This window comes from Paraburkholderia solitsugae, assembly GCF_013177695.1.
Classification (GTDB): Bacteria; Pseudomonadota; Gammaproteobacteria; order Burkholderiales; family Burkholderiaceae; genus Paraburkholderia; species Paraburkholderia solitsugae.
On sequence record NZ_WOEY01000021.1, the window covers coordinates 32,266 to 46,185 of the forward strand.

At 63.3% G+C, this 13,920-nt stretch carries 11 protein-coding genes; 3 read left to right on the forward strand and 8 right to left on the reverse strand.

Going from position 1 to position 13,920, the window contains the following annotated elements; translation table 11 throughout:
* Positions 1–233: 233 nt before the first annotated feature.
* On the reverse strand, positions 234–1,679 hold the full coding sequence (locus GNZ12_RS05560) for a xylulokinase (protein WP_172309416.1): 1,446 nt from the start codon (positions 1,677–1,679) through the stop codon (positions 234–236).
* 208 nt (positions 1,680–1,887) lie between these two features.
* Entirely contained in the window at positions 1,888–2,103 is a 216-nt protein-coding gene (locus GNZ12_RS05565; protein WP_216673101.1) for a prephenate dehydrogenase, read from the reverse strand.
* A gap of 1 nt (position 2,104) precedes the next feature.
* Between GNZ12_RS05565 and GNZ12_RS05570 the strand changes: the two genes are divergently transcribed.
* Complete coding sequence (locus GNZ12_RS05570; RefSeq protein WP_172309417.1) at positions 2,105–3,517, forward strand: nucleobase:cation symporter-2 family protein; 1,413 nt, start codon at positions 2,105–2,107, stop codon at positions 3,515–3,517.
* Between the two features lie 181 nt (positions 3,518–3,698).
* Here GNZ12_RS05570 and GNZ12_RS05575 read toward each other — a convergent pair whose 3' ends face one another.
* Genes GNZ12_RS05575 through GNZ12_RS05585 form a run of 3 tightly spaced genes read right to left on the reverse strand, consistent with a single transcriptional unit; the run spans position 3,699 to position 9,678 of the window.
* A complete protein-coding gene (locus GNZ12_RS05575; protein ID WP_172309418.1) occupies positions 3,699–5,216 on the reverse strand; it encodes an efflux transporter outer membrane subunit in 1,518 nt (505 codons plus the stop codon).
* A gap of 1 nt (position 5,217) precedes the next feature.
* Positions 5,218–8,427 carry an efflux RND transporter permease subunit gene (locus GNZ12_RS05580; RefSeq protein WP_172309419.1) on the reverse strand — a complete coding sequence of 1,070 codons (3,210 nt, stop codon included), beginning with the start codon at positions 8,425–8,427 and terminating at the stop codon, positions 5,218–5,220.
* An 18-nt stretch (positions 8,428–8,445) separates the two neighbouring features.
* Positions 8,446–9,678, reverse strand: a complete 1,233-nt coding sequence (locus GNZ12_RS05585; RefSeq protein WP_172309420.1) for an efflux RND transporter periplasmic adaptor subunit — start codon at positions 9,676–9,678, stop codon at positions 8,446–8,448.
* A gap of 429 nt (positions 9,679–10,107) precedes the next feature.
* Between GNZ12_RS05585 and GNZ12_RS05590 the strand changes: the two genes are divergently transcribed.
* Positions 10,108–10,743 carry a TetR family transcriptional regulator gene (locus tag GNZ12_RS05590; protein WP_172309421.1) on the forward strand — a complete coding sequence of 212 codons (636 nt, stop codon included), beginning with the start codon at positions 10,108–10,110 and terminating at the stop codon, positions 10,741–10,743.
* 47 nt (positions 10,744–10,790) lie between these two features.
* On the opposite strand, the gene GNZ12_RS05595 is transcribed toward GNZ12_RS05590, so the two are convergent.
* Positions 10,791–11,423 carry a cysteine hydrolase family protein gene (locus GNZ12_RS05595; RefSeq protein WP_172309422.1) on the reverse strand — a complete coding sequence of 211 codons (633 nt, stop codon included), beginning with the start codon at positions 11,421–11,423 and terminating at the stop codon, positions 10,791–10,793.
* A 181-nt stretch (positions 11,424–11,604) separates the two neighbouring features.
* Between GNZ12_RS05595 and GNZ12_RS05600 the strand changes: the two genes are divergently transcribed.
* Positions 11,605–12,600 carry a helix-turn-helix domain-containing protein gene (locus GNZ12_RS05600; RefSeq protein ID WP_172309423.1) on the forward strand — a complete coding sequence of 332 codons (996 nt, stop codon included), beginning with the start codon at positions 11,605–11,607 and terminating at the stop codon, positions 12,598–12,600.
* Between the two features lie 117 nt (positions 12,601–12,717).
* Here GNZ12_RS05600 and GNZ12_RS05605 read toward each other — a convergent pair whose 3' ends face one another.
* Together GNZ12_RS05605 and GNZ12_RS05610 are read right to left on the reverse strand one after the other, a co-directional pair.
* Positions 12,718–13,479: a CoxG family protein gene (locus tag GNZ12_RS05605; RefSeq protein ID WP_172309424.1), complete on the reverse strand. Its 762-nt coding sequence runs from the start codon at positions 13,477–13,479 to the stop codon at positions 12,718–12,720.
* 32 nt (positions 13,480–13,511) lie between these two features.
* Entirely contained in the window at positions 13,512–13,904 is a 393-nt protein-coding gene (locus tag GNZ12_RS05610) for a DUF427 domain-containing protein (protein ID WP_172309425.1), read from the reverse strand.
* Positions 13,905–13,920: the final 16 nt, after the last annotated feature.

Sequence of the window (13,920 nt, forward strand, 5' to 3'; positions counted from 1 at the left end):
TGCTCCTGTGAGTCTGTGAATGCCTGGCGCGTCGCGGTGAGATATCGCGCGGCGTGCCGATGTCGCAGTTCGGTTACTGCAATGAATGTGTGTGCCAGGTTGTGGACGAACGGCGTTGCGCTCGTCCGCGATCCTCGTCCGCCATCATTTGCCGGCCTATACCTTAGCGTGCGAAAGCCGTAATGGTATTGCGAAGTACGTCGCAGCATTGTCTATAGCTGACATCGCTTCGGTTACCGAAGCGGCGTTTCGCCGAACCATGATTCGACGCGTCCATACAGATCGAGAAAACGCGCATAACGTTCGGCGAGCGCCGCATCGCCTTGCGGCCCGGCAACACGCGTCGCGCCCGGCGCAAGCGCGGCGAGGTCGCCCGCGTGCCAATGTCCGCTCGCCAGTCCACCCAGGATGGCCGCGCCGCGCGGCGCCGCGTTTGGACAATCCACGGCATACAGGTCGACGTTCAGCGCATCGGCGAGCAACTGCCGCCAGCGCGCATCGACTGAACCACCGCCCGCGAGTTTCAATGTCGTCACCGTCGCGCCGCTTGCACGAATCGCGTCGAACCCGGCGCGCAGCGAGAACGCGACACCTTCGAATGCGGCGCGCATCATCGTGGCGCGCGTGTGGTCGAGCGCGAGGCCAAGCCAGCCGCCACGTGCGGCGGGGTTGAGCCACGGGGTGCGCTCGCCGGTGAGGTAGGGCAGAAAAGTCAGACCCGCTGCGGCGACGGGGGTAGCGCCTGTTGTATCGCCGAACGCATCACGATAGGCATCCGCCCATTCATATGAAAGCCAGCCGCGCACGCGTTCGAGCGCGACGCCGACGTTCTGCATCGCCGCCATCCGATACCAGTGATCGCTCGCCGCCCGATAGCGATGCAGTCCTTTTACCGCTCGTGGTGCGTGCTCGGCAAGCACGACGATTTGTCCACCGGTGCCGGTGGTGAGCAAGGCGTCTCCGTCGCTCGCGAGACCACTGCCGAGTGCCGCGCATGGCGTATCGGCGGCACCGATCGCAAGCACGATGCCCGCGCGCAGACCCAGCGCCTGCGCAGCTTTCGGCGACAAGACGCCACCCGCCGCATACGCAGGCGCAAGCGGCGCAAACCATTCACGCGGCAGCTTGAGCCGCTCAAGCAGCGCCTGATCCCATACCCCGGCGGGATCGGCGAGCGCGGTCGCGCAGGCGTCAGAAGGATCGGTTGCGATCACGCCGCCCAGCGCGACACGCAGCCAATCTTTCGGTTGCAACGCCCAGCGCGTCTTGCGCGCGGACTGCGGTTCGGTCTGCACGAGCCAGCGCAGCAAAGGACCAGCCATGCCGGGCGCAACCGGATTCGGCTGTGGCTCGGGCCACTGATCGAGCAGACCTAACGCACGCGTGTCGGGCCAGAGCATCGCGGGGCGCACGGCTTCGCCCTCTGCGTCGATCAGAACAACACCGTGCATCTGTCCGGAGAAACCGATTGCCTGCACCTCGCGGCGCAAATCTTCGGGCAAACGCGCCGCCGCTTCGCAAAGCGCACGCCACCAGGTTTGCACCGGGATTTCGGCCCAGCCGGAATGTGGCGTTTCGAGCGCATACGCGACACTCGCCGCGGCCTGCTCGCGGCCGCTTTTGTCAACGATTGCTACTTTGAGGGAGCCGGTGCCGAGGTCGATGCCAAGAAAACTCATGGGCGATAGAACGTCAATTTGAGCTTGGGGATCAGCACGCGAATGGTGCCTGGAACGGTGTATTTTCCGTCACCGCTGCGCGCCTTCGGAAGCACGCCCGAAAACACGCTAAAAGCCCGGAATCGCGGGTTAACCCCGCCACGCCGCGAGCCGCACCAAAACAGCACTATGCGTCGAGCGAGATACACCCCATTCATTCTCACACATATCACTCCAGGGCGGGCGCGCGCGACGCGTGAGCGCCCATCGCCGCTGCATAGGGCTTGCCGCCGATTTGTGCGGCGCGTTCATTTCTTTTGGCTTTCAAACGGGCCTCACGCATATCGTCACCGGGAATGCCGGAATAGGCCCCAGTGGTCTTGTTGCGCTTTATCGTTCCGCATACCTTGGAGCCATCCCAAAACGAGATGGTGGAGAGAGACAAAATGCAATCGAACACGGTTCACCCGTGCGACGAGCGACTGCCCGCGGGCCAGTTGCTGACGCTCGGCATTCAGCACGTTTTGGTAATGTACGCAGGCGCAGTTGCGGTGCCGCTGATCATCGGTGCGGCGCTCAAATTGCCGAAAGACCAGATCGCGTTCCTGATCAGCGCCGATCTGTTTTCCTGCGGCATCGCCACGCTGATTCAGACCCTCGGTCTGTGGATCTTCGGCATCCGTCTGCCGGTCATCATGGGCTGCACGTTCGCGGCTGTCGGTCCGATGGTCGCGATCGGCACCAATCCATCGCTCGGTATTCTCGATATCTTCGGCTCGACGATTGCGGCCGGTATCATCGGCATCCTGCTCGCGCCGGCGGTCGGCAAGCTGCTGCGCTTTTTCCCGCCAGTGGTGATCGGCGTGGTGATCTCGGTGATCGGCCTCTCGCTGATGGAAGTGGGCATCAACTGGGCGGCCGGCGGCGTGGGCAATCCTGACTACGGCAACCCGGTCTATCTTGGTCTGTCGCTGATGGTGCTGATGCTGATTCTGCTTATCAACAAGTTCGCCAAGGGCTTCCTCGCCAATATTTCCGTGCTGCTCGGCATCGTCGCGGGTTTCGTGATCGCGCTGGCGCTCGGCCGCGTGAACATGGACGGCGTCACGCACGCACCGTGGGTCGGCATCGTGATGCCGTTCCACTTCGGCCTGCCGCATTTCGATCCGCTCGCGATCGCAACGATGGTCACCGTGATGTTCGTCACCTTCATCGAATCGACCGGCATGTTCCTCGCGGTCGGCGACATGGTCGATCGTCCGGTGGATCAGAAGACGCTGGTGCGCGGTCTGCGCGTCGACGGTCTGGGCACGCTGATCGGCGGCATCTTCAACTCGTTTCCGCATACCTCGTTCTCGCAGAACGTCGGCCTGATCGGCGTGACGGGCGTGAAGAGCCGCTTTGTCTGCGCGATGGGCGGCGTGATCCTGGTGCTGCTGGGCCTGTTCCCGAAGATGGCGCAAGTGGTTGCTTCGGTGCCGGCCTTCGTGCTGGGCGGCGCGGGCATCGTGATGTTCGGCATGGTTGCGGCGAACGGCATCAAGGTTCTGGCCAAGGTCGACTTCGTGAAGAACCACCACAACCTGTTCATCGTCGCGGTGAGTATCGGTATGGGTCTGGTGCCGGTGGTGTCGCCGCAATTCTTCTCGAAACTGCCGCCGGCGCTGTCGCCGCTGCTGCATAGCGGGATCTTGCTGGCGTCGGTGTCGGCGGTCGTGCTGAACCTGATCTTCAACGGTGTGAAGAGCGAGAAGAAAGCGCAGTGCGAAATTCGCAAGGCCGGCCATGATTTCGACGGACGCGGCGGCAATGAACCGAAGGGCGGCGACGAGATGCTGCGTTCCGCGGATGTGCACTGAGCATCTGACTGCACCCAGCGCGGCGCGACAGAGATCGCGCTGAACGCTGAATTAAGTCGAGTTGGGCATTAAAAAAACGCCACGGCATGCCGTGGCGTTTTTTATTACCGGCTGCCCAGGACAGCTTTCCTGATGAAACCGAAAGCCACCCCAAGCGCCTGCTGCTACGAGACTACAAGACTTAACCCGCGGTCGCTGCCGAAGCCGCCACCGGCGCGCTCGCCGCACCGTAATCGACCGGTGCATCGGCCGGACGCGGCTGCTCGCCGTCCCGTTCGATCCAGCCGCCGCCGAGTGCCTGGTACAACGTGACCAGGTTCTGCAGACGTTGCATGCGCGCAGTCACCAGCAACTGCTGCGACACATACAGGTCATTCTGCGCGGTCAGCACCGACAGATAACTGTCGACACCGTTCTTATAACGCAGATCCGACAGATCCAGCCGGCGCTGTTCAGCAAAGGTATTGCGCTCGAGCGCCTCGATCTGCTGATCGTACGTGCCACGTGCCGCCAGTCCGTCCGCTACTTCGCGGAAGGCCGTCTGGATCGCCTTTTCATACGTGGCGATCTGGATGTTCTTCTGCACCGTGGCGAGGTCGAGATTAGCCTTGTTCGCGCCGCCTTCGAAGATCGGCAAGGTGATCGACGGCGCGAAGCTCCATGCCGCCGAACCCGGCTTGAACAGCCCGCCAAGCGACGGGCTCAGCGTGCCGAAACTGCCAGTCAGCGAGACCTTCGGGAAGAACGCTGCGCGCGCCGCGCCGATGTTCGCGTTGGCCGCGAGCAGATTCTCTTCGGCCTCCATGATGTCCGGACGACGCGTCAGCAGATCGGACGGCAGGCCCGCCGGAATATCCGTCAGGAGACTCTGGCTGTCCAACGACATGCCCGGCGGCAGATCGTCCGGCAACGGCTCACCGATCAGCAGCACGAGCGCGTTATCCGCCTGAGCCCGCAAACGCGCCTGCGACTGCAGGTTAGCCTGCGCCTGGTCGACCACCGTTTCCGACTGCCGCAGATCCAGTTCCGAACCCGTGCCGTTGTCGAACTGCAGCTTGGTGATCCGGTATGACTCCTGAGCGGTCTTCAACGTGTCCTGCGTAACCTTCAGCAGATCGTCCAGCTCGAGCACCGTCATGTACTGATTCGCCACCTGCGAGACCAACGCGATTTCCGCGGCCTTGCGCGCCTGAGCGGTAGCCAGGTACTGAGCCAACGCCTGATCCTTCAGGCTTTGAATCCGCCCGAAGAAGTCGATTTCCCAGGAGGCATTCAGACCGACTGAATACGAGGTCGTGACCGTCGACGGCGTGGACGACAAGTCCCTTGGCGTGCGCTGTTTGCTTTCCGACGCCGCGGCATTCAGCGTCGGGAACAGCGCCGCGCGAACGATCCGGTACTGCGCCTGCGATGCCTGAATATTCAGCACCGACACGCGCAGATCGCGGTTGTTCTTCAGCGCGATTTCGATCAGCCGCTGCAAACGCGCGTCGGCGAAGAAATCACGCCAGCCGATATCGGCGGCCGCCTGACCGTTCGCCGTACGCGCGGTACCCGCCGCGCCCGGTTGCGTGTCGTACACGCCGCCGGCCGGGAAGGTCGCCGTCACGGGTTCTGCCGGGCGGTGGTACTTCGGCGCCATCGTGCAACCCGCGGCGAACAGCGCAACCGCCACTGCTATCAAAGAGTGTTTTTGCATCTCAATGTCCGTCCTTGCCCGAGCCTTCATCGGTCGACCCGCCACCTTGCGGATCATGCGGATGGTGCTGGTTGTAGTGTGCGAGCGCCTCATCCGGGTCTTCCTTCTCGCCGCCGAACTTCGCGCGGATCACGACGAAGAACATCGGGATCATGAAAATCGCGAGGAAGGTCGCCGTCAACATCCCGCCGATCACGCCGGTACCGATTGCGTGCTGGCTGGCTGAACCCGCGCCGTTACTGATCGCGAGCGGCATCACACCGAGAATGAACGCGAGCGAGGTCATCAGAATCGGACGCAACCGCAGACGCGCAGCTTCCAGCGCGGCCTCGACCGGCCCCATCCCCTGACCCTGCTGCAGCTCGCGGGCGAATTCCACGATCAGAATCGCGTTCTTCGCCGACAGCCCCACCGTGGTCAACAGACCCACCTGGAAGAACACGTCGTTCTCGAGCCCGCGCAACGTCGCGGCCAGCAGTGCGCCGATCACGCCGAGCGGCACCACCATGATCACCGAGAACGGGATCGACCAGCTTTCATACAACGCCGCGAGACAGAGGAACACGACGAGGATCGAGATGCCGTACAGAATCGGCGCCTGCGAACCGGACTGGCGTTCCTGCAACGACAAGCCCGTCCATTCGTAGCCGATACCCGCCGGCAGCTTCGCCACGAGTGCTTCCATCGCCGTCATGGCCTGACCGGTCGACTTGCCCGGTGCAGCCGCGCCCTGGATTTCCACCGCCGAGATACCGTTGTAGCGCTCGAGCTTCGGCGAACCGTAGGACCACGTACCGCTGGCGAACGACGAGAACGGCACCATGCCGCCGGCCGTATTGCGCACGTACCAGGCGTTCAGGTCTTCCGGGTTCATGCGGAACGGTGCGTCGCCTTGCAGATACACCTTCTTGATCCGGCCATCGGTATCGAGGAAGTTGTTCACGTACTGCGACGCCCATGCGATCGAGAACGTCTGGTCGATCGCCGCCAGTGAAACGCCAAGCGCGGAAGCCTTCTCGTGATCGATGTTCACCGTGAACTGCGGCGTATCGTTCAGGCCGTTCGGACGCACCTGAGCCAGCGTCGGATCTTTCGCCGCCATGCCCAGCAACTGATTGCGTGCTGCCATCAGCGCTGCGTGGCCGACACCCGCGCGATCCTGCAGTTCGAAGTCGAAGCCCGCGGCCGTGCCGAGTTCAGGAATCGACGGCGGATTCACCGGATACACCAGCGCGTTCTTGTAGCTCGAGAAGTGCATGAAGAGTCGGCCAACCAGCGCCTGAACCTTCTGATCCGAGTGCTGACGCACCGAGTAGTCCTTCATCCGCACGAACACGAGACCCGCGTTCTGACCACGGCCGGCGAAGCTGAAACCGTTCACCGTGAAGGTCGATTCGACGATGTTCTTCTCGGTGTTGAGCAGGTAGTCGGAGACGTCCTTCAGCGCGTGCGCCGTGGTTTCCTGCGTCGAGCCCGACGGCGTTTGCACCAGCACGAACATCGTGCCCTGGTCTTCGTCAGGCAGGAACGACTTCGGCAGCTTCACGAACAGCAGGCCGACCGCGAAGATCACCACCATATAGATGATCAGCCAGCGGCCTGAGCGCTTGATCACGTGGTGAACGCCCGAGTGATACTTGTCGCGGCTCGTTTCGAAGGTGCGGTTGAACCAGCCGAAGAAGCCCTTCTTGACTTCGTGATGGCCCTTCGGAATCGGCTTGAGGATCGTCGCGCACAGCGCCGGCGTCAGAATCAACGCGACCAGCACGGACAGCACCATGGCCGCCACGATCGTGAGCGAGAACTGCCGGTAAATAGCGCCGACCGAACCGCCCGAGAACGCCACCGGCACGAACACCGCCGACAGCACGAGCGCCACGCCGACCAGCGCGCCGGTAATCTGGTCCATCGCCTTGCGGGTGGCATCTCGAGGCGATAAGCCCTCCTCCGCCATCACCCGCTCGACGTTTTCCACCACCACAATCGCATCGTCCACCAGCAAGCCGATCGCCAGCACGAGCCCGAACATGGACAGCGTGTTGATCGAGAAGCCCACCACACCCATGATCGCGAACGTGCCCAGCAGCACCACCGGCACGGCGATCGTCGGGATCAGCGTGGCGCGCAGGTTCTGCAGGAACAGGTACATGACCAGGAACACCAGCACGATACCTTCGAGCAGCGTCTTGACCACTTCTTCGATCGACAGGCGCACGAACGGCGTGGTGTCGTACGGGTACTTCACGACGAGGCCGTGCGGGAAGTACTTCGACAGTTCGTCGATCTTCGCGCGCACTGCCTTGGCGGTGGCCAGCGCGTTGGCGCCGGTCGCGAGCTGAATACCGAAACCTGCCGTCGGCGCGCCGTTGTACTTGGTGTCGAAGTTGTAGTTTTCGCCACCGAGCTCGATACGGCCCACGTCCTTGATGCGGACTTGCGAACCATCGGGGTTCACCTTGAGCAGCACGTTGCCGAACTGTTCAGGCGTATTGAGCAGCGTGGCTTCCGTGATGGTCGCCTGCAACACCTGACCCGGCACCGACGGCGTGCCGCCGAGCGAGCCGCCCGCGACCTGCACGTTCTGCGCCGTCAACGCGGTCTGCACATCCACCGGCGTGAGGCCGAAGTTGGTCAGCTTGTTGGCGTCGAGCCAGATCCGCATCGCGTACTGCGAGCCGAACAGCGTCACCGTACCCACACCGTCGATCCGGCTGACCGGGTCCTCGACGTTCGACGCGACGTAGTTCGCCAGGTCGTACTTGTTCATGCTGCCGTCTTCGGACACGAACGCCATCACCAGCAAGAAGCTGCTGCTCGACTTCGTGACCTTGGTGCCCAACTGCTGCACGGCTTGCGGCAACAGCGGCGTGGCGAGCTGCAGCTTGTTCTGCACCTGCACCTGCGCAATGTCAGGATTGGTGCCGGCCGCAAACGTCAGCGTGATGGTTGCCGTACCCGAGTCGTCCGAGGTGGACGACAGATACAGCAAGTGGTCGAGACCACTCATCTGCTGCTCGATCACCTGCGTGACGGTGTTTTCCACCGTCTTCGCCGATGCGCCCGGGTACGTTGCGCTGATCTGCACGGCCGGTGGCGCGATGGTCGGGTATTGCGCGATCGGCAACGTAAAGACCGACGCGATACCCGCGAGCATCAGAATAATGGCGATCACCCATGCAAAAATCGGGCGATCGATAAAGAACTTTGCCATGAGGCGGGCTCCCTGTTATTACGCGCCCGATGCAGCAGAAGCGGGTTGCGCCATCTGCGTAGCACCGCTGGCGGCCGGCGCACCCTGAGCGGATGCGTCGGAGGCGGGTGTGGCGGGAAGTTGCGCGGCGACTGCCTTGACCTGCGCGCCCGGGCGGACCTTGTCGGTGCCCTGGACGATCACGCGGTCACCTGGGTTCAGGCCGCTTTCGACCACCCAGTTCGAACCGTAGGTGCCCGAGGTGACCAGCTGACGCAACACGACCTTGTTGTCCTGGCCAACCACCAGCGCGGTCGGCTGACCCTTCTGGTCATGCGTGATGCCGACTTGCGGCACGACGAGCGCACTGTCGTTGACGCCTTCCTCGATCCTGGCACGCACGAACATACCCGGCAGCAGCACCTTGTCCGCGTTCTTGAAGATCGCGCGAACCGTCACGGAGCCGGTGCCCTGGTCGACCGTCACGTCGGTGAACTGCAGCTTGCCCTTTTCCGAATAGGTGCGGCCGTCTTCGAGGATCAGCGAGACCTTGGCGGCATCCGGGCCGGTCGTTTTCAGGCGCCCTTCCTGCACTTCGCGGCGCAGTTTCAGACCGTCGAGGCTCGATTGCGTCAGGTCCACGTAGACCGGATCGAGTTGCTGGACCGTGGACATCAGCGTGGCGGCGCTCGCCTGCACATAAGCGCCCGGCGTGACTTGCGAGATGCCAATCTGGCCGGTCACCGGCGAGGTTACGTCGGTGTAGCCGAGGTTGATCTGCGCCGTATCGACCGCTGCCTTGCCGGCGGCGACGTCAGCCGCGGCCTGGCCTTCAGCGGCCACCGCGTTGTCGTAGTCCTGCTTGCTGACCGCGTTCGCGGCAACCAGCACCTTGTAGCGGTTGGCTTGCGCAGTGGTCGTCGCGAGGTTGGCCTGCGCCTTCGCCAGCGTGGCCTTCGCGCTGTTCAGCGCGGCGATGTAGGGTGCCGGATCGATCTTGTACAGACGCTGGCCGGCCTTGACCTGGTCACCTTCGGTGAATTCGCGGCGCAGCACGATGCCGTCGACCCGTGCACGCACTTGCGCGACGAGGAAAGCATTGGTGCGGCCCGGCAATTCGGTGACGACGGGCACAGTCGTCGGCTGGACGGTGACGACGCCAACTTCGGGCGTTTGTTGCGGCGGGGCAGATTGTTTTGGTCCGCACGCTGCCAGCAATACGGCAGCCGTCGCGGCACTGATTAAGCGGAATGGAACCCGTTCGACGCGCATGGAGCGACCTCTGTCAAAGACTGAGAATGAAAAAGTGCGCGCATCCCTACCCCGGGGACGACAGCGCACACATGCGTCTTGCGACGCCTGACCGGAAGCCCGTGGATGCAAACCGCACCTGCAGGGGCATCCTGAGCGAAATGCGCCATACCGGGGAAATGCCGCACGGCGCCGCCCATCTGGGCACGGCGCAAGAGCGTTTTGAAAGGCAACAGTGACGGATATTAACCGGTCGTCACAGCTTGGGCTATCCGATCGTGGGATGCTATTATATATACATCCATGAATGCATGTAAAAGTGCGTTTAGTTCTTTGTAGGCAGGGGGCCTGCAAGATTGGTTCAAAATTTGCTTAACCGCAGACAGATTGTCATCGAGCGTACTTAAAAGCGCCCGGGAAAACCCCACAATCAGGGCAGGTCACACCCATATGGTCAGAAGAACCAAAGAAGAGGCGCAGGAGACGCGCAACAGCATTCTCGACGCGGCCGAGCGGGTTTTCTTCGAGAAAGGCGTATCGCGCACGTCGCTCGCAGACATCGCGCAGGCCGCCGGCGTCACGCGCGGCGCAATCTATTGGCATTTCGCGCACAAAAGCGATCTGTTTACCGAAATGTTCGACCGCGTGCTGCTGCCGCTGGACGAACTCAAGGCCGCCTCGCAAAACCCCAATGAGCCCGACCCACTCGGGCGCCTGATGGAAGTCTGCATGGTCTGCCTGCGCGACACCGCCAACGACCCGCGCCGCCGGCGGGTGTTCGACATCCTCTTTCTGAAGTGCGAGTTGGTCGAAGAGATGGGGCCGGTGATGGTCCGCTATCAGACTAATATGCGTGAAGGGCTCAAGAAGATCGAAGGCGGTCTGCGCAATGCGATCGCCAAAGGGCAACTGCCGACCGGTCTCGACACCCGGATCGCGGCGGCAATGGTGCATGCGTTCGTCAGCGGCTCGCTGCGCGACATGCTGTTTCTGCCGGAGGCGACCGATTTCGGCAAGCATGCGGAGCAGATGGTCGTAGGGATGTTCGATGCGCTGCGGCTGAGTCCGGCGTTGCGCACCGGGTAACCGGGCGGCGCCGGCCGCCTGGTTACCCGGTCAGACTAACTTGATACTTACGCGGCAACCCGGCGTGCCCGCGCCTTCTGATTCGACGAGTAGATATCGCCGAGCTCGAGCGTTACCTCACCCTGCACCGCCGCTATCCACTGCTCCGTACTCGCCACCGCCGCGAAGTTCGACTGTAAGACCACGCTGAAAACCCGGTGAATCTCCTGAGCGCTTGCAAAGCCCGCGCTGTTCTCATAGGGCAGCGAGCCGGTTGCGTCGTGCAGAAATTCGACGGCAAACCCCGCATGCCATGCGTGGTTGATCGTCGACGCGTCGCAGTTGTGCGTCATGTAGCCGACGATCGTCAGCGTGTCGATCTGCTGCGCGGCCAGCCAATCGGCGAGATCAGTGCCAGTAAAGACGCTCGCCATCGACTTCTCAATATAGTGATCGCGTGCCCGCGCGCTCACCACCGGATGCAGCTCGGCGCCTTCACTGCCGCGCGCGAACACCGGCGAGCTAGCCGACGAGAAATGTTGCACCACCACCACCGGCACGCCGGCGGCGCGCGCCGCGTCCATCGCGTGGCCGATGTTCGCCAGCGAGGTTTGCACATTCGGATATTCGATCGGCAGATCGCCCGTCACGTATTCGTTCTGCACGTCGATAACGATCAGCGCACGGCGCGGTGTAGTCATGGCAAGACTCCTGTCAGATAAGGGTCGCGCTGCGTGGCCCGGGGTGGGCGCTGCATAGGCAGCGGCGATGACTGCATTGTTCGCCCACCGCCGTTTTGCCGATAGCGACCCGAATGACAATATTCGCTAGAATCGGGCCATCGTTGGATCTTCGTTGAATTTCATAGGGCGACTGCGACTGATGGCTACCCCCAGCTCCTCCACTGCGGCGCGCGGCGACGCGCCCCGCCACATCGTCGCGGTAGTCGCGTTCGACCGCATCAACCCGTTCCATCTTTCGGTACCGTGCGTGGTGTTCGGCGAGGACCGCAGCGACGGCGGCTTGCCCGATTTCGACTTTCGCGTCTGCGCGGCCGAGAGCGGCGTTCTGACCACCACCGCCGGCTTCTCGATCGCCGTCACGCATGGACTCGAAGCACTCGCCGATGCGAACACGATCATCGTGCCGAGCTGGCGCGATCCGAACGAGATGCCACCCGCCGCCCTGCTCGACGCACTGTGCGCCGCCCATGCACGCGGCGCCCAACTGGTCGGGCTGTGCCTCGGCGCGTTCGTGCTGGCTGCCACCGGCATTCTCGACAACCGGCCGGCGTCGACCCACTGGGCGTGGGCGGACGACTTCGCGCGCCGCTATCCGCGCGTGCGGCTCGATCCCGACGTGCTCTATGTCGACGACGGCAACGTGCTGACCTCGGCCGGCACCGCCGCCGGCCTCGACTGCTGCCTGCATGTGCTGCGCAAGATGTGCGGCGCGCAGGCGGCGAACTATGTCGCGCGCCGACTGGTGGTCCCGCCGCATCGGCAGGGTGGCCAGGCGCAATACATTCAACAACCGGTGGCGCCGAACGTCCGCGGCGACCGCCTGTCTTGTCTGCTCGAGTGGGTGAGTGGCAATCTGGATGCACCGCATACGCTCGATACGCTCGCCGAGCGCGCATTGATGAGCCGCCGCACCTTTACGCGGCGCTTCCGGCTCGCCACCGGCACGACCGTCGGCGCATGGCTGCTGACGCAGCGGCTCACCCGCGCGCAGCAACTGCTGGAAAGCTCGGATGAGTCGGTGGAAGCGATTGCGGGGATTGCGGGTTTCGGCTCGACCGCCTCGCTACGGCAACATTTCGCGGAGGCGTTCCGCACCTCGCCGTCCGCATGGCGGCGGGAATTTCGCGGCGTTTGAGCGCGGCTTAGACCGGCAAAAGCGGATAAAGCCGCCGTGTGGCCAACGGCGTTTCGTAGTCACCCACCAGGATTTCGTAGTCGCGCCGGCACGACAGCGGTGCGCGAGGCCAGGCCGTCAGTGTTCGCTAATCCAGCGCGCCACATACAACAGCAGCGCCACGAGAAAAATCATCGCCGCCCACGCCCAGTTCGGAACCACATGCGGACCGGACTCGTGATGCGAGACCCCATGTGACACACCGTGGGATACCCCATGCGACGCGTTTGCCGCCCGCCCGGTCAGCGCATTGCCATGATCCGACCGGATCCGTCGGGCCATGCCGCCGAGTGTGATCGGTCGCAGAAACACGTGCTGCCGCCGCGCCGCCGAACCGCGTACACGGTTCGGCCCTTGCCCATGCTTGGCGCGAACGACCGCGCCGAACTCGTCGAAAAAATCGTCGGCCAGTTGATGCAGCGCGTTTTCGAGCTGGCGCGTTGGCAGTTCGGCGAGCGGCCCGGACGAGGTCGCCCAGATCGTGTAATCGATCCGCGTGCCCCGCTCCCTGCCGATCCCATGCGAGCCATCGTCGGCGCGCAATCTCACTTCGATCTGTCCGCGCAACGCGCCGATGCCCTCGGCTCGCGCCTTGAAGTTGATGGTGCGGCGCTGCGCGTCCGCCGGTCCGGAATCCTGCCCGGCGACATGGGCGCGCGCTTCGTAACGCGCGCGCAACGGCCCGAGCGGCACCGTCATGGCGAGCGCATATTCTCCGTGGCTAAGCCGCGTAAACGACTCACAATTGTCGAGGCTGGCACGCAACAAGGCGAGGTCCTGCAACGCGTCCCAAACGTCGGACGGCGCAAGCGGAATCCGTAACGCGTCGTTCACTTCCATGGCAGCCTCCCCGATGAACGCGCGACAGCCGGTCAGGACGTCTGATCGATGCGGTCGACGCGCGATGCGTAAAACGCGAGATACCCTTTTATTCTTACGACCGGTTCGAGCGGCGTCTCATAGCTCCATACGGCGTTTTCGACCAGGCCGTCTTCGGTGCGCAGATGAAAGTACGAAGCCTCGCCCTTGAACGGGCAGTGCGTAGTATGTGTTGAGCGTTCGAGGCGCGCCATGTTGACGTCGCCACGCGGGAAATAGAACACGTCCGCCAGACCGGTTTCGGTGAGGGTGAGTCCCGCCTGGGTGTCGGCCATGGTCACGCCGCCATGAATCACCCGCACCCGGTGGTGGTTGCCGCTGATCGCGATGGTGTGCCCGCCCGTGCCTGCGTCGGGGTGTACGTGGGGTGTCGGGGCATCACTCATGTCTCGGCTCCGGGGT

What these genes read in the sequence shown, in the direction of transcription:
- GNZ12_RS05605 (WP_172309424.1), bottom strand. Translation starts at nt 13,479, where the DNA reads ATGGAAGTGAACGACGCGTTACGGATTCCGCTTGCGCCGTCCGACGTT.
- GNZ12_RS05595 (WP_172309422.1), bottom strand. Translation starts at nt 11,423, where the DNA reads ATGACTACACCGCGCCGTGCGCTGATCGTTATCGACGTGCAGAACGAA.
- GNZ12_RS05610 (WP_172309425.1), bottom strand. Translation starts at nt 13,904, where the DNA reads ATGAGTGATGCCCCGACACCCCACGTACACCCCGACGCAGGCACGGGC.
- GNZ12_RS05580 (WP_172309419.1), bottom strand. Translation starts at nt 8,427, where the DNA reads ATGGCAAAGTTCTTTATCGATCGCCCGATTTTTGCATGGGTGATCGCC.
- GNZ12_RS05570 (WP_172309417.1), top strand. Translation starts at nt 2,105, where the DNA reads ATGCAATCGAACACGGTTCACCCGTGCGACGAGCGACTGCCCGCGGGC.
- GNZ12_RS05560 (WP_172309416.1), bottom strand. Translation starts at nt 1,679, where the DNA reads ATGAGTTTTCTTGGCATCGACCTCGGCACCGGCTCCCTCAAAGTAGCA.
- GNZ12_RS05575 (WP_172309418.1), bottom strand. Translation starts at nt 5,216, where the DNA reads ATGCAAAAACACTCTTTGATAGCAGTGGCGGTTGCGCTGTTCGCCGCG.
- GNZ12_RS05590 (WP_172309421.1), top strand. Translation starts at nt 10,108, where the DNA reads ATGGTCAGAAGAACCAAAGAAGAGGCGCAGGAGACGCGCAACAGCATT.
- GNZ12_RS05600 (WP_172309423.1), top strand. Translation starts at nt 11,605, where the DNA reads ATGGCTACCCCCAGCTCCTCCACTGCGGCGCGCGGCGACGCGCCCCGC.
- GNZ12_RS05585 (WP_172309420.1), bottom strand. Translation starts at nt 9,678, where the DNA reads ATGCGCGTCGAACGGGTTCCATTCCGCTTAATCAGTGCCGCGACGGCT.